22 protein-coding genes are annotated in these 26,341 nt (G+C 73.5%); 10 read left to right on the forward strand and 12 right to left on the reverse strand.

What is annotated here, in order from left to right; all coding sequences use genetic code 11:
• Positions 1–42: 42 nt before the first annotated feature.
• The 4 genes from J4G33_RS14575 to J4G33_RS14590 form a co-directional block, all read right to left on the reverse strand.
• Positions 43–1,179, reverse strand: a complete 1,137-nt coding sequence (locus J4G33_RS14575; RefSeq protein WP_208056715.1) for a DNA polymerase III subunit delta' — start codon at positions 1,177–1,179, stop codon at positions 43–45.
• Positions 1,176–1,838, reverse strand: a complete 663-nt coding sequence (gene tmk, locus J4G33_RS14580; protein WP_208056716.1) for a dTMP kinase — start codon at positions 1,836–1,838, stop codon at positions 1,176–1,178. Before tmk ends, J4G33_RS14575 begins: the two co-directional genes overlap by 4 nt.
• Positions 1,835–2,842, reverse strand: coding sequence for a Gfo/Idh/MocA family protein (locus J4G33_RS14585; protein WP_208056717.1), 1,008 nt, complete (start codon positions 2,840–2,842; stop codon positions 1,835–1,837). The genes tmk and J4G33_RS14585 overlap by 4 nt, the downstream gene beginning before the upstream one ends.
• A 441-nt stretch (positions 2,843–3,283) precedes the next feature.
• Entirely contained in the window at positions 3,284–4,309 is a 1,026-nt protein-coding gene (locus J4G33_RS14590) for an iron-containing redox enzyme family protein (protein WP_208056718.1), read from the reverse strand.
• A 145-nt stretch (positions 4,310–4,454) separates the two neighbouring features.
• Here J4G33_RS14590 and J4G33_RS14595 point away from each other — a divergent pair, with 145 nt between their 5' ends.
• Positions 4,455–4,790 carry a CDGSH iron-sulfur domain-containing protein gene (locus J4G33_RS14595; protein ID WP_307793925.1) on the forward strand — a complete coding sequence of 112 codons (336 nt, stop codon included), beginning with the start codon at positions 4,455–4,457 and terminating at the stop codon, positions 4,788–4,790.
• Positions 4,791–4,817: 27 nt separating this feature from the next.
• Here the strand turns inward: J4G33_RS14595 and topA are convergent, their stop codons facing one another.
• The 4 genes from topA to J4G33_RS14615 form a co-directional block, all read right to left on the reverse strand.
• Positions 4,818–7,613, reverse strand: coding sequence for a type I DNA topoisomerase (gene topA / locus J4G33_RS14600; protein ID WP_208056720.1), 2,796 nt, complete (start codon positions 7,611–7,613; stop codon positions 4,818–4,820).
• Between the two features lie 151 nt (positions 7,614–7,764).
• The gene (locus tag J4G33_RS14605) at positions 7,765–8,733 is read right to left on the reverse strand and encodes a phosphatase PAP2 family protein (protein ID WP_307793926.1); all 969 of its coding nucleotides are present in this window, start codon (positions 8,731–8,733) and stop codon (positions 7,765–7,767) included.
• Positions 8,734–8,780: 47 nt separating this feature from the next.
• Entirely contained in the window at positions 8,781–10,382 is a 1,602-nt protein-coding gene (locus J4G33_RS14610) for a DUF7059 domain-containing protein (protein ID WP_307793927.1), read from the reverse strand.
• On the reverse strand, positions 10,379–11,062 hold the full coding sequence (locus J4G33_RS14615; protein WP_208056721.1) for an endonuclease/exonuclease/phosphatase family protein: 684 nt from the start codon (positions 11,060–11,062) through the stop codon (positions 10,379–10,381). Before J4G33_RS14615 ends, J4G33_RS14610 begins: the two co-directional genes overlap by 4 nt.
• A 139-nt stretch (positions 11,063–11,201) precedes the next feature.
• On the opposite strand from J4G33_RS14615, the gene J4G33_RS14620 reads away from it, so the two are divergent.
• Positions 11,202–11,840 carry a hypothetical protein gene (locus J4G33_RS14620; RefSeq protein ID WP_208056722.1) on the forward strand — a complete coding sequence of 213 codons (639 nt, stop codon included), beginning with the start codon at positions 11,202–11,204 and terminating at the stop codon, positions 11,838–11,840.
• Positions 11,841–11,849: 9 nt separating this feature from the next.
• Here the strand turns inward: J4G33_RS14620 and J4G33_RS14625 are convergent, their stop codons facing one another.
• A complete protein-coding gene (locus J4G33_RS14625; RefSeq protein WP_208056723.1) occupies positions 11,850–14,144 on the reverse strand; it encodes a sodium-translocating pyrophosphatase in 2,295 nt (764 codons plus the stop codon).
• Positions 14,145–14,344: 200 nt separating this feature from the next.
• Here J4G33_RS14625 and J4G33_RS14630 point away from each other — a divergent pair, with 200 nt between their 5' ends.
• From J4G33_RS14630 to J4G33_RS14660, 7 genes are all read left to right on the forward strand, one after another.
• The gene (locus J4G33_RS14630; RefSeq protein WP_243759161.1) at positions 14,345–14,953 is read left to right on the forward strand and encodes a sigma-70 family RNA polymerase sigma factor; all 609 of its coding nucleotides are present in this window, start codon (positions 14,345–14,347) and stop codon (positions 14,951–14,953) included.
• Positions 14,950–16,203, forward strand: coding sequence for a hypothetical protein (locus J4G33_RS14635; RefSeq protein ID WP_208056724.1), 1,254 nt, complete (start codon positions 14,950–14,952; stop codon positions 16,201–16,203). Before J4G33_RS14630 ends, J4G33_RS14635 begins: the two co-directional genes overlap by 4 nt.
• 45 nt (positions 16,204–16,248) lie before the next feature.
• Positions 16,249–16,950, forward strand: coding sequence for an HAD family hydrolase (locus tag J4G33_RS14640; protein WP_208056725.1), 702 nt, complete (start codon positions 16,249–16,251; stop codon positions 16,948–16,950).
• A 71-nt stretch (positions 16,951–17,021) separates the two neighbouring features.
• Positions 17,022–17,909: an SDR family oxidoreductase gene (locus tag J4G33_RS14645; RefSeq protein ID WP_208056726.1), complete on the forward strand. Its 888-nt coding sequence runs from the start codon at positions 17,022–17,024 to the stop codon at positions 17,907–17,909.
• 255 nt (positions 17,910–18,164) lie between these two features.
• Positions 18,165–18,419, forward strand: coding sequence for a hypothetical protein (locus J4G33_RS14650; RefSeq protein WP_208056727.1), 255 nt, complete (start codon positions 18,165–18,167; stop codon positions 18,417–18,419).
• Positions 18,420–18,568: 149 nt separating this feature from the next.
• Positions 18,569–19,147 (forward strand): sigma-70 family RNA polymerase sigma factor, encoded by a 579-nt coding sequence (locus J4G33_RS14655; protein WP_243759162.1) that lies wholly within the window; start codon positions 18,569–18,571, stop codon positions 19,145–19,147.
• Positions 19,144–20,412: a hypothetical protein gene (locus J4G33_RS14660; protein WP_208056728.1), complete on the forward strand. Its 1,269-nt coding sequence runs from the start codon at positions 19,144–19,146 to the stop codon at positions 20,410–20,412. The genes J4G33_RS14655 and J4G33_RS14660 overlap by 4 nt, the downstream gene beginning before the upstream one ends.
• Before the next feature lie 87 nt (positions 20,413–20,499).
• On the opposite strand, the gene J4G33_RS14665 is transcribed toward J4G33_RS14660, so the two are convergent.
• Genes J4G33_RS14665 through J4G33_RS14675 form a run of 3 tightly spaced genes read right to left on the reverse strand, consistent with a single transcriptional unit; the run spans position 20,500 to position 23,729 of the window.
• The gene (locus tag J4G33_RS14665; protein ID WP_208056729.1) at positions 20,500–20,841 is read right to left on the reverse strand and encodes an STAS domain-containing protein; all 342 of its coding nucleotides are present in this window, start codon (positions 20,839–20,841) and stop codon (positions 20,500–20,502) included.
• Between the two features lie 39 nt (positions 20,842–20,880).
• Positions 20,881–21,591: an anaerobic ribonucleoside-triphosphate reductase activating protein gene (locus tag J4G33_RS14670; RefSeq protein ID WP_307793928.1), complete on the reverse strand. Its 711-nt coding sequence runs from the start codon at positions 21,589–21,591 to the stop codon at positions 20,881–20,883.
• Positions 21,588–23,729, reverse strand: coding sequence for a ribonucleoside triphosphate reductase (locus tag J4G33_RS14675; RefSeq protein ID WP_208056730.1), 2,142 nt, complete (start codon positions 23,727–23,729; stop codon positions 21,588–21,590). The genes J4G33_RS14670 and J4G33_RS14675 overlap by 4 nt, the downstream gene beginning before the upstream one ends.
• Positions 23,730–23,899: 170 nt before the next feature.
• Here J4G33_RS14675 and sftH point away from each other — a divergent pair, with 170 nt between their 5' ends.
• The gene (sftH, locus tag J4G33_RS14680; RefSeq protein WP_307793929.1) at positions 23,900–26,290 is read left to right on the forward strand and encodes a DEAD/DEAH box helicase; all 2,391 of its coding nucleotides are present in this window, start codon (positions 23,900–23,902) and stop codon (positions 26,288–26,290) included.
• Positions 26,291–26,341 lie beyond the last annotated feature (51 nt).

The following is a 26,341-nucleotide window of genomic DNA, read 5'->3' on the forward strand; positions in this document are numbered from 1 at the left end:
GCTCACCCTGTCGGCGCCGACCTCAGCCTGCGGGCGCTGGCCTCAGCCCTGCGGACGGAGCGCGACAGCCATCGCCTCGATGGCCAGCAGAGGGGCGACGTTCCCCTCGAGCCGCGTGCGGGTCTCCCCGATGGCGTCCATGCGACGGATGGTCTGCTCGGGAGTGCTCTCCGCGGCGAGGCGGCGCACGTCGGCCTCCTGCGCGAGGTTCACCAGGCCGACCTCGGCCCCGAGCTGGACGACGAGCACGTCGCGGTACAGCGAGAGCAGGTCGAGCAGTGACCTGTCGAGCATGTCCCGCTGGGCGCGGGTCGCACGGCGCTTCTGGTCCTCCTCGAGCTGGCGCACCTGGGCACGCAGGCTCGGCGGCAGGGTCTGCCCGCCCTCGGCCCCCAGGGTGTGCAGCAGGGCCGTCTTCTCGGCCGCGTCCCGGTCGGCGCTCGCGGCCTTGGACTCCGCCGTCGCGACCTCGACCAGGTCTGCGGCGGCCAGCACGGCGTCCCCCACGCCGCGGATCGAGGCCGCGAGCTCGAGGGTCCGGTTGCGTCGGGTGCGGGCCTCGGGGTCACGGGCCAGACGGCGGGCCAAGCCGATGTGGCTCTGGGCGGCACGGGCCGCGGCGTGGGCGACCTCGGGGTCCGCGCCGTCCCGGCTGACCAGGAGAGCGGCGACGTCCTCGACCGGAGGGATGCGCAGCGCGACCCCGCGGCACCGCGAGCGGATCGTCACCACGACGTCCTGCGGGCTCGGGGCGCACAGCAGCCACACGGTGCGGGGCGGCGGCTCCTCGATGGCCTTGAGCAGCACGTTGGAGGTGCGCTCGGTCATCCGGTCGGCGTCCTCGAGGACCATGACCCGCCAGCGCCCCTGCGAGGGTGCGCGCTGGGCCACGCCGATGAGCTCGCGGACCTCCTCGATGCTGAAGGTGACCTTCTCGGTCGCGACCACCTTGACGTCCGCGTGGGTGCCCGAGAGCGTCGTGGTGCAGGCCTGGCACTGCCCGCACCCGCCCGCGGGGCACTGCAGGGCCGCGGCGAAGGCCCGCGCGGCGTTCGAGCGGCCTGAGCCGGGAGGGCCGGTGATCAACCAGGCGTGGGTCATCGCGCCGGGGTCGGCCACCGCGGCGCGCAGCACCTCGACCGCGCCGTGCTGCCCGACGACGTCGTGCCACACGCTCACGGGGCGACCTCCCCCAGCAGGGTGTCGAGGCGGGCCCGGACCTGCTCCTGGACCGCCTCGACGGGCAGGGCCGCGTCGACCACGAGCCAGCGCTCCCCCCCGGCGGTGGCCCGGGCCAGGAAGGCGTCCCGGGTCCGACGGTGGAACTCGGCCCCCGCGCTCTCGAGCCGGTCGGGGTCCCCGGTGAGCCTGGCGAGCCCGACCGCAGGGTCGAGGTCCAGCAGCACGGTCAGGTCAGGCAGCAGCCCCTCGGTGGCCCACAGCGAGAGCCTCTCGACCTCCTCGGCCCCGAGGGCTCGCCCGTCCCCCTGGTACGCGACCGAGGAGTCCAGGTACCGGTCGGTCAGCACGACGGCCCCGCGCTCGAGGGCCGGGCGCACGACGGTGTCGACGTGATGGGCCCGGTCGGTCGCGTAGAGCAGGGCCTCGGTGCGGGGGCTCACGTGCTCGCCGTGCAGCACCGCCTCGCGCAGCTGCAGACCCAGGGTCGTGCCCCCCGGCTCGCGGGTCGTGACGACCTCATGCCCCGCCGCGCGCAGCCGCTCGGCGACGAGGGCGAGCTGGGTCGACTTGCCGACCCCGTCGCCGCCCTCGAAGGACACGAACACCCCGCGCCCGCCCGGCCGGGAGACGCGGGCGCTCGTCGAGAGGTCGCTCACTCGCCCGGGTAGCGCACGCCGACCTGGCGACGGATCTCGTCCATGGTCCGCATGACCTCGATAGTGTTCTCGAGGGTGATGACCGGGCTCTCGGTCTCCCCCGCCGCGATCCGCCGGGCGACCTCGGCCGCCTGGTACTGGAAGCCGCCGTCGACCGGCTGCTCGAAGGTCGCGGTGCTGCCGTCGTCACGGACGACCGTGAAGCGGGTGGGCCGGTAGAAGGCGCCCTCGATCTCGATGCGCCCGGCCGTGCCGCCGAGGACGGCCGTGGTCGCCGTGCGTGACCAGAGGGTCGTGTGCAGCGAGGCCTGGACCCGGTCGCCGTAGCCGAGGGCGATGCTGATCTGACCGTCCACCCCGGCGGGGGTCAGGGAGCCGAGGGCGTGCACGGAGTCAGGGACGCCGAGCATGTCGTGCGCGAAGGAGACGGGGTACACGCCCAGGTCGAGCAGGGCACCGCCGGCGAGCTCGGGGTTGTGCAGCCGGTGCGTGGTGGGCAGGTGGCCGAAGGCCTGGCCGTGGTCGGCCAGCAGCGAGACGACCTCGCCGATCTCACCGCGCTCGAGGACCGAGCGCAGGGCCACGACGTGCGGCAGGAAGCGGGTCCACATGGCCTCCATCACGAAGACCCCGGCGGCCCGTGCTGCGTCGACGACCTCCTGGGCCTCGGCCGCGTTCCGCGTGAAGGACTTCTCGACCAGCACGTGCTTGCCCGCGGCGATCGCGAGCAGGGCGTGGGCCCGGTGCTCGGAGTGCGGGGAGGCCACGTAGACGGCCTCGACAGCGGGGTCGGCCACGAGCTCCTCGTAGCTGCCGTGCACGGTCGGGACACCGAACTCCGAGGCGAACGCAGCGGCGCGCTCCTCGCTGCGCGAACCGACCGCGACGATCCGCGACGCGGTGTGGTCGCGAACGGCGCGCGCGAAGGTGCGGGCGATCCCCCCGGGGCCGAGGACCCCCCAGCGGATCGACGGGGCGGTGCGCGGGTCCTCGGCGTGTGTCATGCCCTCACCGTACTGGGACCGGCCGACACCCCGCGGGCGCAGCCCCCGGCGTCGACCACGGGCGCGCCCGCCGCGACGGCGCCACCCGCCCGGCGCACAGCGGCGCCCGCCCGGCGCACAACGGCGCCCGCCCGGCGCATAACGGGGTCGATTCGGGTCAGATAGCAACCCCGATCGACCCCGATACCCGGCGCGAGGGGTAGGTCGACCTGATCCGCCGCGCACCTCGCCCGCCCACGCCCGCACCGCCCCGCGACGCCAGCTCGCCCCCACCGCGGCGGCTCCCCCGAGCATCGGGGTCGATTCGGGTCAGATAGTGACCCCGATCGACCCCGATCCTCCGGATCGGCGTCGACGAGCCCACGCGGGCCGGGGGTGGGGTGGGGCTGGCGGTCGGAGCCGAGCCGGGGTAGGCCCAGCCCACCCGGGACGGGAGCTGGCCTACGCTGCGGCCGCGGTGGGCAGGGGCAGCAGGGAGCTCTCGCCGCGCTCCCAGGCCTCGAGGATCCTGCGCCCGGCGAGACCGTCGACCGCCAGGCAGGCCGCAGCCCCCCAGAGCACGTCCTCGCGCAGGGCCGGCTCGTCCTCGGCCAGCGCCCCGGCGAGGTCCCGTCCGGCGATCTGCTCGTGCACGGCGTCCGCCTCGACGTGCTCGTCGAAGTACGCCGTGACCTCGGGCCCGTGCCCCACCCGGCGGAAGCCGTTGCTGAGGTGCCGGTTGGGCACCGAGGAGGTCATCTCGAAGGCCGCGAGGTGACCGGTGATCGCGCCGCGCAGCCGCCGGTTCAGGCCGAACATGCTCATCATCGTGACCGAGGCGAGGGTGGAGGCCGGGACGCGGTCCAGGTAGGTGCCGTCATGGTCGTCCAGCCCCATGGCGCGCAGGGTCGCACCGAAGAGCTCGGCGTGGACGTAGCCCGGACGCCCGCCGCCGTACTCGTCGGTCTGGATCTCGACGAGAGCCGACTTGGGCCGGCCGGTCAGTCGCGGCAGGGCCCAGCTGTGCGGGTCGGCCTCCTTGAGGTGGTAGATCGATCGGTGCATCGCGAACTCGTCGACCTGCTCGGCCGTCGCGCGCTTGGCGATGTGGCGGGCGAGGCTCGGACCGTCCTCGGCGCTGGTCAGCTCGAACAGGGCGCGGGCGATCTCGTCCGCGGTCCGGGCGTCGGTCTGCGGGACGGGGACCCGGGCGCGCAGCTCGGCCTCGAAGGCCTGCTCGAGCACACCCCGGGCCGCGATGAGGTCGGGCTGCCACTCCCAGGCGTCGTCGACCCCGTCGATGCCGCGGTAGTGCAGCTCGTAGAGAGCGAGGAGGGTGAGCTGGACGTCCTCGTCCTCGACGACGTCCGGGCTCGACGCGACGGCCGTGCGGGCTGCCTCGACCAGGGCCGGCGCGGGACGGGGGCCGCCGTCGAGGACGGCGAGCAGGTGGGTGCTGAGAGGGCCGCGAGGGGTGGGGCGACGCATGGGTTCTCCTGGAAGATCGTGCTGCGCCCCCGGGCCGGGCGGCCGGTGGGGCGGGTCGGGAGCGTCAGGTTCGCACCCCGTCCGGAGGTCCGCATCTGGAACCGTTCAACGCGCGGGCGGCCAGTCGGCAGGGTTCACTTCACGGGTGACGACCTTCCAGACCGGGCACGACGACGCCGGGCCCACCGCCGCTCGCCCTCTCGCCGCGCAGCCCGCCGACGCCGGGCAGCCCGCCGTGGCCACCTCCCCCGGCGCGCCCGCACCCGCCCCCGCGACCGCTCCGTGGGCGAGCATCACCGCGTGCCCCGACGGGCCGCTCCTGGTCCGGGGTGACGTCGAGATCCTCGGCCCCGACGGCACGCCCGTGCCCCGGCGCCGGCCGACCGTCGCGCTGTGCCGCTGCGGGGCCTCGGGCATCAAGCCCTTCTGCGACGGCAGCCACAAGGTCGTCGGCTTCCGGACCGACGACGAGGACCTCTGAGCCCGAGCCTCGGCGACCCGAGGTGCCTCAGGACTTCTTGGGTGCGGCCTTCTTCGCGGGGGCCTTGGCCTTGGTGGTGGTCTTCTTGGCCGGTGCGCGGCGGGTGGTCTTCTTCTTGACCGGGCCGCGGGCGCGCTTCTCGGCGAGGAGCTCGGCGGCACGGTCCAGGGTGACCGACTCGACGGCGTCGTCCTTGCGCAGGGTCGCGTTGGTCTCGCCGTCGGTCACGTACGGGCCGAACCTGCCGTCCTTGACCACGACGGGCTTCTTGCTGACCGGGTCCTCGCCGAGCTCACGCAGCGGTGCGGCCGCCGAGGCACCACGCCCGCGCTTGGGCTGGGCGTAGATGGCGAGGGCCTCCTCGAGGGTGATGTCGAACATCGCCTCCTCGGTGGGCAGGGTCCGGGAGTCGGTGCCCTTCTTGAGGTAGGGCCCGTACCGGCCGTTCTGCGCGGTGATCGGGTCACCCGACTCGGGGTCGGTGCCGACCACCCGTGGCAGGGACAGCAGGCGCAGCGCGTCCTCGAGGGTGAGGGTCTGCAGGTCCATCGTCTTGAGCAGCGAGGCCGTGCGGGGCTTGGGCAGCGCGGCCAGGGCCTTCTTGCGGGCCGCGGCCGAGAGCCCCTCGTCGAGCTCGGGCTCGGGCAGCACCTCGGTCACGTACGGACCGAAGCGCCCCTTGCGCGCGATGATCGAGTGGCCGCTCTCCGGGTCCTCGCCCAGCACGATGTCACCCTCGGGCTGGCTCTCGATGAGCTCGCGGGCCTTGTCGACCGTGAGCTCGTCGGGGGCGAGGTCGTCGGGGACCGAGGCGCGGCGCGCCTCCTCGCCCTCGGCTCCGGGCACCTCGAGGTAGGGGCCGTAGCGCCCGACCCGCAGGGTGATGCCCTCGCCGATCTCGATCGAGTTGACCTCGCGGGCGTCGATCTCACCGAGGTTCGCGACGAGCCCCTGGAGGCCACCGCCCTGGGGGCCGGCCGTCGCGCCCTGGGCCGCCTTGCCCTGGTCACCGAAGTAGAACTGGGTGAGCCACTCGACGCGGTCCTTGTCCCCCGCCGCGATGGCGTCGAGGTCGAGCTCCATCGACGCCGTGAAGTCGTAGTCGACCAACCGGTCGAAGTTCTCCTCGAGCAGGCGGATCACGGCGAAGGCCAACCAGCTCGGCACCAGGGCCTGGCCGCGCGAGGTCACGTAGCCACGGTCCTGGATCACCGAGATGGTGGCGGCGTAGGTCGACGGGCGACCGATGCCGCGCTCCTCGAGGGCCTTGACCAGGCTCGCCTCGGTGAAGCGAGGCGGCGGGGAGGTCGAGTGCCCGTCGGCGGTGAGGTCGGTACCGGTGAGCGCGTCGCCCTCGGCCATCTGCGGCAGCCGGGTCTCGCGCTCGCCCTTGGTGCTGCCGGCCGCGCCGCCCTGCTCCTCGGCGTAGCGGTCGACGTCGCGCCCCTCCTCGTACGCGGCGAGGAAGCCGCGGAAGGTGATGACCGTGCCCGAGGCCGAGAAGACCGCCTGGGTGGTGCCCTCCTCGAGGGCGACGTCGGCGCCGAGGCGGACCGAGGCGGTCGAGCCGCGCGCGTCGGCCATCTGCGAGGCGACGGTGCGCTTCCAGATCAGCTCGTAGAGACGGAACTGGTCCCCGGAGAGGTCCTTGGCCACCTGGGCCGGGGTGCGGAAGTGGTCACCCGCGGGGCGGATGGCCTCGTGGGCCTCCTGGGCGCCCTTGTTCTTCGAGGCGTAGACCCGTGCCTTGTCGGGCACGAACTCCGGGCCGTACAGCTCGGAGGCCTGACGCCGGGCCGCGTCGATCGCCTGGCTCGAGAGCGCGGGCGAGTCGGTCCGCATGTACGTGATGTAGCCGTTCTCGTACAGGCCCTGCGCGGTGCGCATGGTCTGGCGCGAGTTCATCCGCAGCTTGCGGCTCGCCTCCTGCTGGAGGGTCGAGGTGGTGAACGGCGCTGCGGGACGGCGCGTGTAGGGCTTGGTCTCGAGGCTCAGGACGGCGAAGGACGCCTCCTGGAGGCCGGCGGCCACCGCGGTCGCCCGCTGCTCGTCGAGGTGCGCGACGTCGGCGTTGCGCAGCTGGCCGCGGTCGTCGAAGTCCCGACCGGTGGCCACGCGGCGGCCGCCGAGCTGGGACAGGCGCGCGCTGAACGAGCCCTCCTCGGTCTCGACCGAGGGCGAGGCCTGGGCGAAGGTGCCGGTCACGTCCCAGTAGTCCGCGGCACGGAAGGCCATGCGCTCACGCTCGCGCTCGACCACCAGCCGGGTCGCGACCGACTGGACCCGGCCGGCCGACAGGCCCTGGCGGACCTTGCGCCACAGCACGGGGGAGATCTCGTAGCCGTAGAGGCGGTCCAGGATGCGGCGGGTCTCCTGGGCGTCGACCAGGCGGTCGTCGACGTCGCGGGTGGCCTCGAGGGCCCGGCCGATGGCCTCCCGGGTGATCTCGTGGAACACCATGCGCTTGACCGGGACCTTGGGCTTGAGCTCGGCCAGCAGGTGCCAGGCGATGGCCTCGCCCTCGCGGTCCTCATCGGTCGCGAGGTAGAGCTCGTCGGCGTCCTTGAGGAGCTTCTTCAGCTCGGAGACCTTCTTCTTCTTGTCCGCGTCGACCACGTAGTACGGCTCGAAACCGTTCTCGACGTCGACGGCGAACTTGCCGAAGGGGCCCTTCTTCATGTCCGCGGGCAGCTCGGAGGGCTGCGGCAGGTCCCGGATGTGACCCACCGAGGCCTCGACGGTGTAGCTGTCACCCAGGTAGCTGGCGATCGTGCGCGCCTTGGCCGGCGACTCGACGATCACGAGCTTGCGACCAGCCGGCATGCGGACCTGCTTCCTTCGAGAGGATCGGACGGAGCGCGGGCGGCCCGGTGAGGACACCCGTCGATCGGGCACTCTACGACCTCGCGTCAACCGCGGTGACGGACGTTCCGCCGCCCTGTGGAGGGGCGCGAGACCCTCAGCGTCCCACGGTTCAGCGCGAGGTCCCTGCGGCGGGCCCGCTCGCGGGCCGCCCGGCCGAGGGCCGTGGGCCGACCTCGACCACCCGTGGCTCGGCCGCCTGGCGCAGCACGAGGAGCACCGCGAAGGCCACGCACACCACGGCCACGACCCCCAGGGAACCGCTCGCGTAGGCGATCGTCATCTCCCGGTAGGAGGTCAGACCGCCGTCGACCCCCGCGAGGCTCTCGCGCAGGGACAGCGCCGTCCCGAGTCCCGCGAGCACCCCCGCGAGGAGCAGCCCGACGACGACGAGGACGGTGCCGCGCGGCCGCTCGGGGCCACGGACCGCTCGGCCGTGGGTGCCGATGGCACTGGCCAGCCCGGCCCACGCCAGGACCACCAGCATCGCCGCGACCGCGTCGCTGGGCCGGTGCCACCTCCCGACCAGGGTCGAGATCCCCGTCGCGCAGGTGTACAGGACACCGACGACTGCGGCCACGGGGCGCAGCCGACGGGGCACCACGAAGAGCAGTGCCGCCGAGACCGAGGCCGCGGCGGTGGTGTGGCCGCTGGGCAGCGCGTTGTCGAGGGAGTCACCGACCCCGAGGTCGGGGCGGTCGAGGACCACGTGCTTGAGCAGCTGGGTGGTCAGGTTCGCGCCCCCCATGAGCACGGCGACCTGCACCGCGAGGAGCACCCGCCGCTGGAGCACCGCGAGCAGCATCGCCGAGACGAGGACGATCGCGATGAACGGGAGCGAGATGAGGTCCAGCACGGGCTCGGCGACCTGCCACAGGGTGGTGCGGCCGTAGCGCGAGCCGTCGAAGGCAGCCTGGTCGAGGGTCTGCCCGCGCTGCGTGGTGACGAAGAAGCGCCACATGACCCACACGCCGACCGCCGAGACGACGGCCACGATGACGGCAGGGGCACGGTGGCCCTCGTGGCGGATCACCGTGCGCGAGGGCTGGTCCCGGGAGGGGTCGGCCGATGCGGGGGTCACCCGCCCTAAGGTATTCGAGGTCTGGTCAGGTCCCGTGCACGCCCGGGTCAGGTCACGTGCAGGAACCCGTCGCGCGTGAGCCCCCTGACCTCGGGCAGCAGCTCGGCGGCCAGGGCGTCGGCAGGCACGTCGAGGAGGGCCGCGACACCGCCGAGGATCTGCCCGAGGGTGAGCTCGCCGTCGCAGGCCCCGACCAGGCCCGCGAGCGCGGTGCCGGCCCTGACGGAGCGGCCGAAGCCGTCGCCCTGGCGCAGCAGCACCACGGTGGGGTCGCTCGCGCCGGGGGTCAGGTGCCTCTCCTCGGTCACGTCGGGGGCGACGACGAGGCGGCGGTCGGCGAGGTCGGCGTCGGTCAGGGTCACGAGGGTGTCGTGGGCCTCGAGGCAGGCGGCGAGGTGCGTCCCGAGGGGTTGGCGGACCGGGCCGGACCACTCCTCGAGCCTGCGCAGGGTGGGCGGGCCGGAGACGGGCCGCCGGAGGAGGACGAGGCCGAAGCCCACGGCGTCGACCTCTCGGGAGGCGAAGTCCTCGAGCCAGGCGCCGTAGGCGGCGGCCCAGCCGGCGGGGTCGCGGTCCGGGGTCGAACCGCCGTCGCGCAGCCAGGTCTCGGCGTACTCGGCCGGGTCCTGGACCTCGCGCTGGACCACCCAGGCGTCGAGCCCCGCCTCGTCGACCCAGGTGCCGACCCGCTCGCGCCAGTCCGCCCCGCGGCGGTGCTCCCAGTTGCCGAGGAGCTGGGCGACGCCCCCGGGGGCGAGCACCCCACCGACCTCGCGGACGAGGTCGCGGACGAGGTCGTCCCCGCTGCGCCCGCCGTCGCGGTACTCGTAGTGCGGCAGGGGCTCCCCCGACGGCTGACGCGCACCCTCTCCCGGCGAGCGTCCCGCGGACCCGCTCCCCCGCGGGGTGATGACGAACGGCGGGTTGGAGACCACGAGGTCGAACAGCCCGTCGGCGGGCTCGAGCATGGACCCCTGGCGCAGGTCGAGCTCGACCCCGGCGAGGGCCGCGTTGAAGGCCGCGAAGCCCAGGGCCCGCTCCGAGATGTCCGTCGCGACGACCGCGTCGCTGTGCCGGGCCGCGTGCAGCGCCTGGATCCCGCAGCCCGTACCGAGGTCGAGGGTGCGCCGGCGGTGGTCGCGCACGGTGACCTGGGCGAGGGTGGTCGAGGCCCCGCCGACGCCGAGCACGTGGTCGTAGCGCAGGGCTCCCCCGGTCGCGAGCTCGCCGAGGTCCGAGGCGAGCCACCAGGTGACCGGGCCGCCGGCGTCGGTGGCCGAGACCGGGCGCAGGTCCACCAGGGCGCGGACCTCGTCCTCGGGTCCGGCGCCCGCGGTGCGCACCAGCCCGAGCCGGGCGGCGCCGTCGGACCCGAGGGTGGGCAGGGCGCGGTCGACCGCTCGGCGCGGGACGGCCCCGCCCAGCACGAAGACCCGCAGGAGGGTGGCGACCGGGTCGTCTGCCCCGGCAGTCGCGCGCAGGGCCGGGAGGGCCTGCTCGCGGTGCAGGGCGGCGGCGGCGACCGGGCCGATCCGCTCCTCGATCGCGGCCACGCCGGCCCCGGCGCTGTCGAGGTCGGCCCGCAGGGCGTCGACGAGCTCATGGTGGACGACGGGCGGCGGGCTGCTCACGGGCGCGGGGTGGTTCACGGGAGGGGGTCTACCACGAGGTCGGCCGCGAGGGGCAGATGGTCGCTCGCGCGACCCGGCGCGTCGCCGCTCGGTCGGTGGGCCTGCTGGACGGTGAGGCCCGTGGTGAGCAGGGCGTCGATGCGGCGGCGCGGGTTCCTGGCGGTGAAGGTCGGGCCTGCCTGGAGCCCGACGTCGACCAGTCTCTGGGTGAGGGCGGCCCAGGTGGGGCCGTCGGGGGGCTCGTTGAGGTCGCCGCCGAGGACGAGCGGCCTGCCGCCGACGACGGCGGCGTCGACCAGGTCGAGCACGTCCTCGAGGTGGCGCCGCCGCTCCCCCGGGGTCAGGGGCAGGTGCACGCTGATCACCTGCACCCCGGCGACGGTCGCGACCGCGAGGCCCCGACGGGTCAGGGTGCGCCGGCTCCACGGGCGCCACGGCAGCCGGATCGCCCGGCCCCCTGAGGCCGGCAGGTCCGGGCGCACCAGCAGGGCCGTGGTCCGCGCTCCCCGGCCCACCACCAGGGGCACCAGCCCGGCCGCGGCCGCGAGGCGCGCGAGCCGACGACGCCCCCGCAGCCCGCGCGGGGGCTCCTGGACGGCCAGGACGTCGGGGGCCAGGTCACGGAGCACCTCGGCCAGGGCGCCCTGGTCGTCACGCAGCTGGCGCAGGTTGTAGGTCGCTGCTCGGAGCACGGTCACGGGGCCAGTCGACACCGTTCGGCGGCCACCGGCCACCCCTCGGGGGGTCGTCGTGACCAGCATGACGTGCCACGATGACCAGACCGACCTCGCCCGCGGCCACGACCCGCACGCGACCCAGCGATCACCGGAGACCCCCATGCGCTCGACCCGCAGCCTCGTCCTGCCTGCCGCTGTCGGGGCCCTCGTGCTCCTGGCCGGGTGCTCGGGCGACACCGACTCCGAGAGCACGCCCACCGGCGAGGCCACGGCCCCCGTCGAGGATCCGGCCGAGACCGAGGGGCCTGCCACCGCGAGCCGGGACGACTGCCTCGAGGGTGAGTGGACCTCCGACCTCGAGGCCATCCGCGAGGCCACCCTCTCGGCCCCCGGCATGGCCGCGCTCGACCCGGAGGTCGAGGTCAGCGGCGAGTCCTCGGTGACCTTCGCCGACGGCGTGATGACCACCGAGTACGACCAGCAGACCACCGAGGTCGCCATGGCCCTGCAGGGCCAGGAGGTCATCAGCACGAGCACGTACAACGGCACCATGACGGCGAGCTATGCGGTCGCCGACGGCACGATCGAGGTCACCGACGTCGACATGTCCGGGGTCCAGATCGACTCGGCCACGACGGTCAACGGCGAGGCCATCGAGGTCCCCGACCTCGACGACCTCGACACCAGGGGCGTGAACCTGGGCGTCACCTCGGCCTACACCTGCGAGGGGGACGAGCTCTCCCTGACCCCGCAGGTGGAGGGCGCCGACGGTTTCACCCAGGTGCTGACCCGCCGCTGACCCGGCGGCTCACACCAGGTGGGCCTCCTGCTCGAGGCGGCCTTCCCGGTCCACGCGCGCCGCGCGCAGCCGCGAGGCGATCACCGCGCCGAAGGCGATACCCGCGGCGATCACCGCGATGCTCAGCCGCAGCACGTGGTTGGCGTCGTCGCCGATGCTGATCTGCACCACGGCCGGGGCGATGAGCAGCGCGACGAGGTTCATCACCTTGATCAGCGGGTTGATGGCCGGGCCGGCGGTGTCCTTGAAGGGGTCGCCGACGGTGTCGCCGATGACCACGGCCTCGTGAGCCGGGGAGTTCTTGCCGCCGTACTTGCCGTCCTCGACGATCTTCTTGGCGTTGTCCCACGAGCCGCCCGCGTTCGCCAGGAACACGGCCATGAGGACGCCCGCGCCAATGGTGCCCGCGAGGAACCCGGCCAGCGGGCCCACGCCCAGGCCGAAGCCCACCGCGATCGGCGCGAAGGCCGCGAGCAGGCCGGGGGTGGCGAGCTCGCGCAGGGAGTCGCGGGTGCAGATGTCCACGACCTTGCCGTACTCGGGGCGCACCTCCCCGGTCATGATCCCGGGGTTCTCGCGGAACTGGCGGCGCACCTCGAAGACGATGGCCCCCGCGGCGCGGGTCACGGCGTCGATGGCCAGGCCCGAGAACAAGAACACGGTGGCTGCCCCGAGGATCACGCCCACCAGGGTGATCGGGGAGATCACCTCGTAGGAGAGCATCGCGAAGCTGAGGCCCTCGGGCTGGATCTGGTCGCCCAGGTCGGCGACGGCCTGGCGCACCGCGTCGGAGTAGGAGCCGAACAGGGCGGTCGCCGCGAGCACCGCGGTGGCGATCGCGATGCCCTTGGTGATGGCCTTGGTGGTGTTGCCCACGGCGTCCAGGTCGGTGAGGATCTGGGCTCCCTCGGCGTCGACGTCCCCGGACATCTCGGCGATGCCCTGGGCGTTGTCGCTCACGGGGCCGAAGGTGTCCATCGCGACGATCACGCCCACCGTGGTGAGCAGCCCGCAGCCCGCGAGGGCGATGAGGAACAGCGAGAGCCAGACGGACCCGCCCGCGATGAGGAAGACCCCGCAGATCGCCGCCGCGATGATCCCCGCGGTGTAGACGGCCGACTCGAAGCCGACCCCGATCCCCGAGAGCACCACGGTCGCGGCCCCGGTCTGTGAGGTGCGGGCCACGTGCAGGGTGGGCTTCGACGTCGTGCCCGTGAAGTAGCCGGTGACCCACAGGATCACGCCCGCCAGGACGATGCCGATGACCACGGCGAGGGTCGCGAGGAGCCGCGGGTCGCCGTCGTGCCCGACGAGGACGTCCCCGACGCCGGTCAGCTGGTCGAAGGAGGAGGGCAGGTAGAGGAAGGCCGCGACGGCGGCGAGGACGGCGCCCAGCAGGGCCGAGGTGTAGAACCCGCGGTAGATGGCCTTGAGGCCGCTCTCGGTGCCGCGCACCCGGGTGATGACCACGCCCAGCGCTGCGGTGATCGCCCCGATCGAGGTGACGATGAGGGGGAAGACGAGGCCCTGCTCGCCGAAGGCCACCTTGCCCAGGATGAGGGCCGCCACGAGGGTCACCGCGTAGGACTCGAAGAGGTCGGCGGCCATGCCCGCGCAGTCCCCGACGTTGTCCCCCACGTTGTCCGCGATGGTCGCCGCGTTGCGGGGGTCGTCCTCGGGGATGTTGTGCTCGACCTTGCCGACCAGGTCGGCGCCGACGTCGGCCGCCTTGGTGAAGATGCCGCCGCCCACCCGCATGAACATGGCGAGCAGGGCCGCGCCGAAGCCGAAGCCCTCGAGCACCGCCGGGGCGTCCCCGCGGTAGATCAGGACCACCGAGGCCGCACCCAGCAGGCCGAGGCCGACCACGGACATGCCGACGACGCCGCCGGTGCGGAAGGCGATGCGCGCCCCCTCGGCCCGGCCGCCGGGGCGGGTCGCGGCCGAGGCCACCCGCACGTTCGCCCGCACCGCGAGCCACATGCCCAGGTACCCGATGGCCGCCGAGAACCCGGCCCCCAGCAGGAAGAACACCGACCGCCCGATCTTGACCCCCGCGTCGCCGGGCAGCAGGAAGAGCAGGGCGAAGACGATCACCGCGAACAGCACGAGGGTGCGGAACATGCGGCTCAGGTAGGCAGACGCACCCTCCTGGACCGCGGTGGCGATCTCCTGCATCTTGGGCGTGCCCTCGTCGGCGGCGAGCACCTGGCGCCGCAGCACCAGGGCGAAGACGAGCGAGACGACCGCGATCGCGGCGATCACCCCGACGATGGTGAGGCTCGAGGTCCCGAGCGTTGGCATCCGTCCTCCTTGACGTGTGCGGTGCCGGCCCGGCGTCGTTGCCGGCGGCTCGCGCGGCCCCCTGAGCCGCAGACGCGCGCAGTCTACGGGTCAGGGGGTGGATCTGGTGGGCGACCCCAACGTTCTGGGCCTGCCCGTCGTCATCATGGTCAGAGGGTGCGCCGCAGGGGCGCGCATCCTCGACATCATGGCCGGTCGGGATGGGCGCAGGAGCGTTCACCCACGTCGAGGGGGAAGCACGGATGGCGCGGTGGGAGCACTCCCTCGACGAGCTGGTCCGCACCCGCGGGTCGGCACTGGTGGGGTACGCGTACCTGCTGTGCGGTGACCGGCGTGAGGCTGAGGACCTGGTGCAGGACGCCCTGGTCAAGACCTTCACCCGGGGCCGCGGCGGGCTCGAGGCCAGCAACGTCGAGGGCTACGTCCGCAAGGCCGTGCTCACCACCTACCTCGACGGGTTCCGACGACGACGGCGGTGGGCAGCGGTCCGCCATCTCGTCGCGGTCCCTGACGTGCAGGCCGGCCCCGAGGGGCCCTCGGCCGACCGCGTGGACGTGCGGGAGGCCCTCGACCGGCTCAGCCCCCGCGAGCGGGCCTGCGTCGTCCTGCGCTTCTACGAGGACATGACCGTGCCGGCGATCGCCGAGGAGCTCGCGGTCAGCACCGGGTCGGTCAAGAGGTACCTGAGCGACGGGGTGCGCCGCATGGAGGGCCTGCTCGGGCCGGTCGTGGCAGACGAGCCACGGCCCGAGGACGACCCGACGAGCGTCGAGGAGATCGACGTCCTGACCGGAGGGGGAGAGCGGTGAAGATCGACCTGGAGCAGGCGCTGAACGACATGGCGCGATCCGTGCAGGACGACGCGGCCGCCGACCGGATGCACGGGCGCGTGCGGCAGATGGTGACCATCGTGCGCCGCCGGCGGGCGGCGAGGCACACCGCGGTGGGCATGGTCGGGGTAGGGGCCGCGGCCGCGCTGGCCTTCGGCGGGCTGCAGCTGGCCGACGTGGCGGTCGACGAGCCCGTGCCGCCGGCGGCGCCGAGCGAGAGAATCGAACGCTTCGCCTGCGGGGCCGAGGTGCGGACCACGGGCATCTCGGTCACCGCCCCGGACTCCCTCGACCACGAGCCGACCGTCATGGCCGGAGGGTCCCTCCAGGTCGACTTCGACGTCGAGGCCTCCGACACCTTCCAGACCGTGGGCACCCCCACGTACACGGTGGCCCTCGTGCAGGACGACCTCGTCGTGTCGGACCCAGTCCGGATCGAGGGGAGGGCTCCGACCGCCGACGCCCCGACGCTCTCGGCGAACCTCTCGGTGACGGCCTGCGGCACCGCAGCTGCGCTGCCCCGCGGGGGGTACCAGGTCGTTGTCTTCGAGAGCGTCGAGGTTGGCGAGCAACCGACGGTCCACGAGCGCCTCCGTGACGTCTCGTTGCTGAACGTCTACGGGGAAGCCGTGCCCACACCGGACCCGGACGAGGATGCGGCCGGCGACGAGAACTTCAGCGAGGAGGAGACCGCGGCCCTGATCACCCTCAACGAGCTGGTCTCGTACGGGAACGAGGACCCCACCGCCACCTTCCCGCAGTGCGGCACCACGACCGACTCCCTCGACGACGGGATGCCCCCGCTCGCCCTCGAGATGGACCTCGACCTGTCGGAGGCCGACGCCGAGGGGGCCTTCACCGGGACCGTCATGCTGCGGACCACCGAAGGACGCCGGGTCACCGGCACCGCGAACGCCTCCGGGGCGAGCCTGGTGCTGCTGCGTGACGGCGTCGTCGTCGGCCACGAGTGGCTCGACCCGTGGGACCTGGTCGAGTTCGACCTCCAGGACGGGGAGGCCCAGGAGCTCCCGCTGCTGGGTGCCCGGACGCTGTGCGGCACGGGTGGCACGGCGCAGCCCCCGGCGCTGCGCCTGCCCCCGGGCGAGTACGAGGCGATGGCCTGGCTCGAGGTGACGGTCGAGGAGGTCGCCTACCCGGGGCAGGATCCGGAGACGGTCGCCGGCAGCTCCCCCGCCTGGAGCTCCCCGCAGGACATCGAGCTCAGGTAGCAGTCTCGACGCGCGAGCACGGCGCCGGCGGGTGAGAGTGGAGGGGTGACCCACTCCGAGACCTCGTCCGACTCCCCCGGCGCCGTGCTGCTGGACATCGACGGCACCCTCGTCGACTCCAACTACCTGCACACCTACGCGTGGGTGAAGGCCTTCCACGAGGTCGGTCACCCGGTGGACTCCTGGCGGGTCCACCGGGCCGTGGGCATGGGCTCGGCCCTGCTCCTCGAGGAGCTCCTCGGGGCCGAGGTCGCCGAGAGGGTCGGCGCGGACGCCAAGGAGCGCCACTCGGCCATCTACGCCGAGCTCGGCGACCTGCAGCGGGTGCTGCCCGGGGCCCGCGAGCTCGTGCACGCCGTCGTCGAGCGCGGTGCGCGGTGCGTGCTCGCGACCTCGGCCGGGCCCGAGGAGCTCGAGAAGCTCGAGGCGGCCCTGGACCTCGGCGACGCACTGACCGGGATCACCTCGGCCCAGGACGTCGAGAACGCCAAGCCCGCCCCGGACCTGGTCCACGCGGGCCTCGAGATCGCCGGCGTCGAGGCCGAGCGCGCCGTCTTCGTCGGGGACACCGGCTACGACGTCGCGGCCGCGGCCCGCGCCGGGGTCACCTGCGTCGGGGTCATGACCGGTGGGGTCGGCGAGGCCGAGCTGCGCGAGGCCGGGGCCGCCGCCGTCTACACCGACGTCGCGGCCCTCCTGGCCGACCTGGACCAGAGCCCGCTCGCCCGGGCCTGGACCCCCGCCTGACCTGACCTCGTCCGACCGATCCATCACGGCCCCTGGACCCCGGGCCGACACCCATCACACCGGAGGCACACATGGCTGACCAGACCACCCCGCAGGACCCGACCGAGCAGCACGACAGCCACGCGTCGAAGACCATCTCCCACCCGGGCCTGACCCGGGACATGGACGAGCAGCCCGACCACGGCGAGGAGAGCTATCGCGGCTCGGGCCGCCTCGAGGGCCGCAAGGCGATCATCACCGGCGGTGACTCGGGCATCGGCCGGGCCGTCGCGATCGCCTACGCCCGGGAGGGGGCCGACGTCGTCCTGTCCTACCTCCCCGAGGAGCAGGAGGACGCCGAGATCACCGCGGGCCACGTGCGCGAGGCCGGTCGCCTGGCCGTGCTGGTCCCCGGCGACCTGCGTGAGGAGGCCTACTCCCTGGAGCTGGTCAAGCGGGCCGTCGCCGAGCTGGGCGGGATCGACATCCTGGTCAACAACGCGGCGTACCAGATGGCCCAGGAGGGCGGGATCTTCGACATCACCACCGAGCAGCTCGACCGGGTGATGAAGACGAACATCTACGCCCTGTTCTGGCTGACCAAGGCCGCCCTGGCGCACATGAAGGAGGGGGCGTCGATCATCAACGTCTCCTCGATCCAGGGCTACCAGCCGAGCCCCCAGCTGCTCGACTACGCGACCACCAAGGCCGGGATCATCAACTTCACGCGCGGGCTCGCCCAGCAGCTCGCCGAGAAGGGCATTCGGGTCAACACCGTCGCCCCCGGTCCGATCTGGACGCCGCTCATCCCCGCGACCATGACCGGGGACAAGGTCGAGGGCTTCGGGGACGACACCCCCGAGGGCCGCCCGGGCCAGCCGGCCGAGCTCGCCCCGGCCTTCGTCTTCTTCGCCAGCCAGGAGTCCAGCTACACCACGGGCCAGCGCCTGGGTGTGGCCGGCGGCAAGATGATGCCCTGATCCGCTCCAGGTGAGCGGGACGTGGGGCCCTGGCCCTCTGCCCTCCTCGCACGAGATGATCCGCTGAGTCAGCGGGGCATCGTCACGGCCCCGGTGGCCGCCCTCGTCGCAGGGCGACCACCGGGGCCGCTTGCGTCAAGGGGGCACAGTGCGCACGAGGTCGATCCGTGCCGTGGTGACGGGGACCGCCGGGCTCGCGGTCGTCGCGGCGGCCGTCCCGCGGATGGCTTGCCGCTCGTCGAGGGGCGGGTCCTGATGGCTGCCGAGGGCGAGGCCGGCGCGGTGCGGCTCGTCGTCGAGTCAGGGACGGGCCGCGAGTCGGCGGCCGCCGTGATCCTCGCCCTCGAGGAGGCCGGCTACGCGGTCGACGACGAGTCGACCGACGACGCCCGGCCGTTCTGGCACGAGGTGGCGGCCTCAGGCCCGGAGGGGGCGGTGCTCGCCGACGTGTCCGACGAGACCGGAGGCGGCTGGCTGGTCGACTACACCTTCACGCCCGCGGACCCCTGACCCCACAAGCTCGTGTCAGAACCTGGGATACCCCCAGGTATCCCAGGTTCTGACACGAGCTTTGTGGGTGGACAACGGTTGGCGGGTGACGTGCGTTCTTGGGGGTGAGGGGTCGCCGAGGGCGGTGGCCGGGACAGGGGGACGGGCGCATGCCGGGACGATGGCGCCAGCGGGCCGACGAGGCGATGGTGACCCTCGCGCGTGAGCACGGGCGCTCGCTCACCGGGTACGCCTACCTGCTGGCCGGCAACACGCGCGACGCCGAGGACCTCGTCCAGGACGCCCTGGTCAAGAGCTACGTCCGGGCCCGGTCCCGCGAGATCACCATCGACGAGGGCTACGTGCGCCGCGCGATCCTGACCCTCTACATCGACGGGTACCGACGCCGCCGGCGCTGGGAGTCCCTGCGTCACCTGCTGGCCCGCCCGGAGCGGCTCGACGGCCCCGAAGGGCCCACTGCCCAGCGGGTCGACGTCGAGTCCGCCCTGCAGAGCCTGCCCCCGCGGCAGCGCGCCTGCGTCGTCCTGCGCTTCTACGACGACCTGACCATCCCCGAGATCGCCGGGCGGCTCGGGATCGCCGACGGTTCGGTCAAGAGGTACCTGAGCCTGGGCGTCCACCGGATGGAGGCCCTGCTCGGCCCCGTCCTGACCACCGCCACCGCCGACGTCGGCGGGCCGGTCGAGACCCACGAGAGCGTGCTGCTGCACGGGGAGGAGTCCGCATGAGGATCGACCTGGAGCGCGCCCTCGAGGAGGTCGCCGCCCGCGGCCGGGCGCAGGCCCGGCCCGTTCCGACCGACGGCCTGCTGCGTCGCGTGCACCGGCGCCGTGCGACCCGCACCGTGACCAGCTCGGTCGCGGGGGTCGGAGCCGTGGGGCTGCTCGCCGTCGGCGGGATCGGCCTGCTCTCCCCTGCCCCGGTCGCGCCGCCCGCCACCCAGGCACCCGTGGCGCCGAGCCCCGAGCCGAGTGCGAGCGAGGAACCCGTGGCCTCGACCGAGGTGCTGCCCGGGTGGGAGCCCGGTGCGGCGCCGTGCGGGGTGCGCTTCGAGCTCGAGCCGGTCGACTCCCCTGGGCTCGAGCTGCTCGGTGGGGTCACCGTCGGGGCCCTCGCCGAGGAGGACGGCCTGTACCGGGTGGGGGTCGGGGAGGAGCTGCTGCACCCGGCGGTGACGGCCTACCCCGAGACCCCGGGAGAGCCTGGGGGCGCACTCGCCTCGCTGCACACCTACCTGGTCGACGAGGCCGGGACGATCGCGCTGTGGGACCCGCCGACCGAGGAGCTCGGCTCCGAGGCCACCAACGGGAGCGGGGCGTTCAACATCGCCGGCCTGCGCGACGCCGTCGACTGCCGCACCGGCCAGCCCTTGCTCGGGACGTACCGGGCGTTCAGCGTCGCGTCCCCGGGGACGGGCCTACCTGACCAGGATGAGCCGGGTATCGAGATCGTCGAGCTCGAGCCCGTCACCTTCGGCGCTGATGCAGGCCCTGCCGACCCGCACCGCACCGTCAGTGCGCTGCCCCGGTGCGGGGACGACGCGTCGTCGGCGCTCGAGGCGGTGGGCGACCCCGACTTCCGCGCCGAGCTCGACGTTGGCCTGCTCGTGGACCCGGTGAGCGTCGCCGGGGTCCACCTGCCCGTCACCTTGCGCCGCACCGACACCCTCGACGGCGTGCCCCTGACCGGCTACGCGCCGCAGTCGGTGCGGGCGATCCTGGTCGACGACGAGGGGCGGGTCCGCACCACGATGGAGCCTGCCTACCGGTCGGCCGAGCCGCTCCACACGGCCCCGGGGGACGCTGTCCAGACCTCGCTCTACCAGTGGTTCACGTGCCTGGGCGGGCCGGAGGCCGCCGGGCTCGCCCCCCAGCCCGGCGAGGTCATGGACCTCTACGTCTACGACCAGGTCCGCGCCACCGCCGTCTACGGCACCAGGGTCACCGCGACGGTCCTCGGGGGCCCCTACCCGGTGACCCTCACCGACTGGTGACCGACGCCGCCTGCTGACAGACGCAGCAGAGCCCCGCGACCCTGAGGGTCGCGGGGCTCGAGCGCTACGTGGGACGTGCGGGGTGGGTCAGCCCTGCTCGGCGAGGGCCTCGTCGATCGAGGCGTGGATCGTGAAGACCTGGGTCAGGGCGGTGATGCGGAAGACCTTGAGGATCTTCTCCTGGTCGATGACCAGACGCAGGTCGCCGCCGATGGTGCGGACCTTCTTGAGCGCGCCGACCAGCACGCCCAGGCCTGTGGAGTCCATGAACTTGACCGCGGTCAGGTCGACGACGAGGTCGGTGTGCTCGCGGTCGATCAGCGACGCGAGCTCCTCCCGCAGGGCCGGGGCCGTGTAGACATCGATCTCACCCGTCACGTCGACCACGGTCCGGTCGCCGACGACGCGGCTCGTGACGGACACGTCCACACCGGCCTCCACTCAACGTCTGCTGCGTGCTGATCGCGTTCATTCAACCAAACCCTGCGCCGCACCGCGGGTCGGCGCGCCTGCCGACCCGGCCGCAAGATCAGCCAGAGCGGCAGCGTACTCCGGTCTGGTCCCTGCGGACCGTACCTCCTGCAGCACGTGGTCGTGCACCCCGTCCCGCGCCAGCTGCTCACCCAGGCGTCGCACCGCGTCCTCGTCGAGGACCGTCGGGTCGACCGTGGTGCGGACCTGGACCGGCACCCCGGCCTCCTGGACGACGCGCAGGGACCGGAAGGCCGGGGTGGCGCTCGAGGCCACCCCGGTGATGGCGGGATACAGGTCGGCCGGGGCCTTGATGTCCAGGCCCACCCAGTCCACCAGGGGCAGCACGGCCTCGAGCCGACGCGGGTAGGCGCCCCCCGTGTGCAGCCCGACGCCGAAGCCTGCGTCCCTGACCTGCTGCATCGCGGCGCCCAGCCCGCCCTGCCGGGTGGGCTCCCCCCCGGAGAACACGAGGCCGTCGAGCAGGCCACGGCGCCGCGAGAGCAGGTCGGTGACCTGCTCCCACGGCACGACCCCGGGCAGCCGCGGGTCGATCAGGCCGGGGTTGTGGCAGTAGGTGCACTGCCACGGGCAGCCCTGCAGGAAGATCGTCGCCACGAGCCTGCCGGGCCAGTCGCAGGTCGACAACGGCACCAGTCCTGCGATCTGCAGGGTGCCCGCCCCGGCCTGGACCTGCACCGGGCTCACCCGACCGGCACCGGGACGTCGTCGGGCACCCGGGGCGTGGCCGCCTGCTCGGTGAAGTGGGTGCGCTCGGCGTGCTCGCCCTTCTTCCCGACGTTGAAGGAGCTGACGGGGCGGTGGTAGCCCATGACCCGGGTCCAGACCTCGCAGGGCTCGGAGCACTGCGGGCAGGTGTGGTGCTCCCCCGCGATGTACCCGTGGGCCTGGCAGATCGAGAAGGTCGGCGTGATGGTGATGTACGGGAGCCGGTGGGTGCTCAGCGCACGGCGGACCAGCTCTCGGCAGGCCTCCGGGCTGGAGACCTGCTCGGACATGTACAGGTGCAGCACGGTGCCGCCGGTGTACTTGGTCTGCAGCTCGTCCTGCCGGTCGAGGGCCTCGAAGGGGTCGTCGGTGAAGCCCACGGGCAGCTGCGAGGAGTTCGTGTAGTAGGGGTTCTCGTCGGTGCCCGCCTGCAGGATCCCGGGGAAGCGCTTGAGGTCCTCCTTGGCGAACCGGTACGTGGTGCCCTCGGCCGGGGTGGCCTCGAGGTTGTACATGTGGCCGGTGGCCTCCTGGAACTCGACCATCCGGGCGCGGACGTGGTCGAGCAGGCGGACGGCGATCGCGTGGCCCTCGGTGGTGGTGAGGTCGTGCTCGTCGCCCGTGAGGTTGCGGACCATCTCGTTGATGCCGTTGACGCCGATGGTCGAGAAGTGGTTCCGCAGGCTGCCGAGGTAGCGCTTGGTGTACGGGAACAGGCCCTCGTCGATGTAGCGCTGGATGACCTTGCGCTTGACCTCGAGGGAGTCCCGCGAGAGCTCGAGCAGCCGGTCCAGGGCCACGAGCAGGCCGTCGAGGTCCCCGCGGTGGGTGTGGCCCAGCCGAGCGCAGTTGATCGTGACGACACCGAGGGAGCCGGTCTGCTCGGCCGAGCCGAAGAGCCCGTTGCCCCGCTTGAGCAGCTCACGCAGGTCGAGCTGGAGGCGGCAGCACATCGAGCGGATCTGCCCGGGCTCGAGCTCGGAGTTGAGGAAGTTCTGGAAGTACGGCAGCCCGTAGCGCGCGGTCATGGCGAAGAGCCGGTCGGCGTTCTCGGACTCCCAGGGGAAGTCCTCGGTGATGTTGTAGGTCGGGATGGGGAAGGTGAAGACCCGCCCGCTCGCGTCCCCCGCGGTCATGACGTCCATGTACGCGCGGTTGATGACGTCCATCTCGACCTGCAGGTCCCCGTAGGTGAAGTCCTGCTCGACCCCGGCGATCACCGGGACCTGGTCGCGCAGGTCCGCGGGGCAGGTCCAGTCGAAGGTCAGGTTGGTGAACGGGGTCTGGGTGCCCCAGCGCGAGGGCACGTTGAGGTTGTAGACGAGCTCCTGGATGCCCTGCCGCACCTCGGTGTAGCTCAGGCCGTCGGTCCGGACGTAGGGGGCCATGTAGGTGTCGAAGGAGCTGAAGGCCTGAGCCCCGGCCCACTCGTTCTGCATGGTGCCGAGGAAGTTGACGATCTGCCCCACGGCCGAGCTGAAGTGCTTGGGCGGTCCCGCCTCGACCTTGCCGGGCACACCGTTGAGGCCCTCGGTCAGCAGGGTGCGCAGGGACCAGCCCGCGCAGTAGCCCGCGAGCATGTCGAGGTCGTGGATGTGCAGGTCCCCGTCGCGGTGGGCGTGGCCGATCTCGGGGGCGTAGACGTGCGAGAGCCAGTAGTTCGCGGTGACCTTGCCCGCGGTGTTGAGGATCAGCCCACCCAGGGAGTAGCCCTGGTTGGCGTTGGCGTTGACCCGCCAGTCCGAGCGGTCCAGGTACTCGTTGATCGAGGAGCCGACGTCGACCACCGTGCGGGCGTCCTCCCGGAGCCGGGCGTGCTGCTCGCGGTAGGCGATGTAGGCGCGGGCCGTGGCCGTGTGCCCGGCCGCGAGGAGGGTCTGCTCGACGAGGTCCTGGACGTGCTCGACGTGCGGGTAGGCGGCACCCTCGACGGTGAGGGCCGCGTGCACCTGGGCGGCCAACGCGTCGGCCTCCTCGCGACCGATCCCTCCCGTGGCGAGCCCGGCCCGCTCGATCGCGGCGCTGATCCGCACCCGGTCGAAGGTGGCGGTCGCTCCGGACCGCTTGATCACCCCCCGAGGCAGCAGTGCGTCCCGGTCGGGCTGGGTGGTGCTCATGCGGGGTGTCCTCCTGGCTGGTGATCTCAACATCTAGTAGGGCCGCTCGCGCCTGGCCACTAGATGTGCCATGTAACTCCCTCCCGGCGACGGCGGGCGGGGACCTACGTCCCTCGTCCCTCGGGGGATCGGGACAAGCCGGGCAGCACCGGCGGTGGGATGATCGGGCGGTGCCCGACTCCCCCCTGCTCGACGTGCTGCTGGCCGGGGGAGCCCGCGGCGATCGCGTGACCCACGTCGAGCACCTCCCGCCGCGTGCGGGGCTCCAGGCCGACTGGCCCGGGTGGGCCGACGGCGAGCTCGTGGCGGGGTACCGGCGCCTGGGGGTCGAGCGCCCGTGGCAGCACCAGGTGGTCGCCTCCGACGCCGCGTGGTCGGGGCGGCACACCGTGATCGCGACCTCGACCGGCTCCGGGAAGTCCCTGGCCTTCTGGCTCCCGGCCCTGACCGCCGTGCGCGCCGCCGAGCTGCAGGCGACGGGCGCCGGGGACGTGAGCCGGCGCGGCTCGGTGCTCTACCTCGCGCCGACCAAGGCGTTGGCGGCCGACCAGCTCGCCGGCCTCGAGCGCCTGCTGGGCGCGGCCGAGGTGAGCGTGCGGGCTGCGACCTGCGACGGCGACACGGCGATGTCCGAGCGGCAGTGGATCCGTGACCATGCCGACGTCGTCCTGACCAACCCCGACTTCCTGCACTTCTCGCTGCTGCCCGGGCACCGGCGCTGGTCGCGGCTGCTGCGCTCGCTGCGCTACGTGGTGCTCGACGAGAGCCACGCCTTCCGCGGGGTCTTCGGCGCGCACGTGGCCGCGGTGCTGCGACGGTTGCGACGCCTGGCCGCGAGCTACGGCAGCGCGCCCGTCGTCGTCCTGGCCTCGGCGACCACCTCCGACCCGGCCGCGAGCGCCGCCCGCCTCCTCGGGGTGCCGGCTGAGGAGGTCGTGGCGGTCACCGAGGACACCGCCCCGCAGGGGCGCAAGACCTTCGTGCTGTGGCAGCCCCCCGAGCTGCCGGGCGAGGCGGTTCCGGTGCCCGAGGAGCCGGACGCCCCGGCCTCGCCGACCACCCCCTCCCCCACCGCACCGACCCACCGCACCGCGACCGCGGAGATGGCCGATCTGCTGACCGACCTGACCCTGGCCGGGGCCCGCACCCTGGCCTTCACGCGGTCGCGGCGGGGGGCCGAGTCGGTCGCTGCGGCGACCAGGGACCACCTCGACCGAGTGCGCCGGGGTCTGGGCAGCCAGGTGGCGGCCTACCGGGGCGGGTACCTGCCTGAGGAGCGTCGGGCCCTCGAGCAGGCGATCCGCTCGGGGGACCTGCGGGCCCTGGCCACGACCAACGCCCTCGAGCTGGGGGTCGACATCGCGGGGCTCGACGCCGTGCTCATCGCGGGTTGGCCGGGCACGCGGGTGTCCCTGTGGCAGCAGGCCGGCCGCGCGGGCCGGGCCGGCAGCGACGGGCTGGTGGCCCTGATCGCCCGGGAGGACCCGCTCGACACCTACCTGGTGCACCACCCCGAGGCGATCTTCGGCACACCGGTCGAGGCGACGGTCTTCGACCCGACCAACCCGTACGTGCTGGGCCCGCACCTGTGCGCCGCCGCTGCCGAGCTGCCGCTGCGCGCCGCCGACCTCGAGCTCTTCGGCCCCGGCACGGCCGAGCTGCTCGGGGTGCTGGTCGAGCGCGGGGCCCTGCGCCGCCGTCCGTCGGGCTGGTACTGGACGCATGCCGAGTCCGCCGTGGGGTTGACCGACCTGCGTGGGACGGGGGGCGACCCGGTGCGTGTGGTCGAGCAGCGGACCGGCCGACTCCTGGGGACGGTGGATGCCGCCGCGGCCGACTCGACCGTGCACCCGGGGGCGGTGTACGTCCACCAGGGCGAGACCTACGTGGTCGAGGACCTCGACCTCGAGGGGTCGGTCGCCGTGGTCCGGCCGCGCACGGTCGACTACGGCACCTGGTCGCGCTGGCTCACCTCGATCGAGATCCGCGGGGTGCGTGCCGAGCGCCCCGCCGGGCCGATCACCTGGGGGTTCGGGCCGGTCGACGTCACCACGCAGGTGATGAGCTACACCAAGCGGCGCCTGCCGGAGATGACCCCCGTCGGGGGCGAGACCCTGGACCTGCCCGCGCGCACCCTGACCACGACGGCCGTGTGGTGGACGGCGCCGCTCTCGGTCCTCGAGGAGGCCGGGGTCGCCGACGGCGCCGCCCCGGGGGCCCTGCACGCCGCCGAGCACGCCTCGATCGGGATGCTGCCGCTGCTGGCGACCTGCGACCGCTGGGACCTGGGCGGGGTGTCCACGGCCCTGCACGTGGACACCGAGTGCGCCACGGTCTTCGTCTACGACGGGCACCCCGGCGGGGCCGGCTTCGCCGAGCGCGGCTTCCACCTGGGTGCCGGATGGCTGCGCGCGACCCGGGAGGCGATCGCGGGGTGCCGGTGCGCCCAGGGCTGCCCGGCGTGCGTGCAGTCCCCCAAGTGCGGGAACGGCAACGAGCCCCTCGACAAGGCCGGGGCCCTGCGGCTGCTCGACGTCGTGCTAACCCACGACCCCGGCTGAGCCGCGCGGGTGGTGACGCGGGTGGTGGCGCGGGACCACGGAGCACCGGCT

This window comes from Actinotalea soli (assembly GCF_017565425.1).
In the GTDB taxonomy this organism is placed as follows: domain Bacteria; phylum Actinomycetota; class Actinomycetes; order Actinomycetales; family Cellulomonadaceae; genus Actinotalea; species Actinotalea soli.

Bases quoted from the DNA above. Each gene is read 5' to 3' on its own strand.
- J4G33_RS14675 (WP_208056730.1), bottom strand. From the start codon at position 23,729: ATGAGCACCACCCAGCCCGACCGGGACGCACTGCTGCCTCGGGGGGTG.
- J4G33_RS14650 (WP_208056727.1), top strand. From the start codon at position 18,165: ATGGCTGCCGAGGGCGAGGCCGGCGCGGTGCGGCTCGTCGTCGAGTCA.
- J4G33_RS14585 (WP_208056717.1), bottom strand. From the start codon at position 2,842: ATGACACACGCCGAGGACCCGCGCACCGCCCCGTCGATCCGCTGGGGG.
- J4G33_RS14620 (WP_208056722.1), top strand. From the start codon at position 11,202: ATGCGCTCGACCCGCAGCCTCGTCCTGCCTGCCGCTGTCGGGGCCCTC.
- J4G33_RS14630 (WP_243759161.1), top strand. From the start codon at position 14,345: ATGGGCGCAGGAGCGTTCACCCACGTCGAGGGGGAAGCACGGATGGCG.
- J4G33_RS14655 (WP_243759162.1), top strand. From the start codon at position 18,569: ATGCCGGGACGATGGCGCCAGCGGGCCGACGAGGCGATGGTGACCCTC.
- topA (WP_208056720.1), bottom strand. From the start codon at position 7,613: ATGCCGGCTGGTCGCAAGCTCGTGATCGTCGAGTCGCCGGCCAAGGCG.
- J4G33_RS14660 (WP_208056728.1), top strand. From the start codon at position 19,144: ATGAGGATCGACCTGGAGCGCGCCCTCGAGGAGGTCGCCGCCCGCGGC.
- J4G33_RS14645 (WP_208056726.1), top strand. From the start codon at position 17,022: ATGGCTGACCAGACCACCCCGCAGGACCCGACCGAGCAGCACGACAGC.
- J4G33_RS14625 (WP_208056723.1), bottom strand. From the start codon at position 14,144: ATGCCAACGCTCGGGACCTCGAGCCTCACCATCGTCGGGGTGATCGCC.
- J4G33_RS14590 (WP_208056718.1), bottom strand. From the start codon at position 4,309: ATGCGTCGCCCCACCCCTCGCGGCCCTCTCAGCACCCACCTGCTCGCC.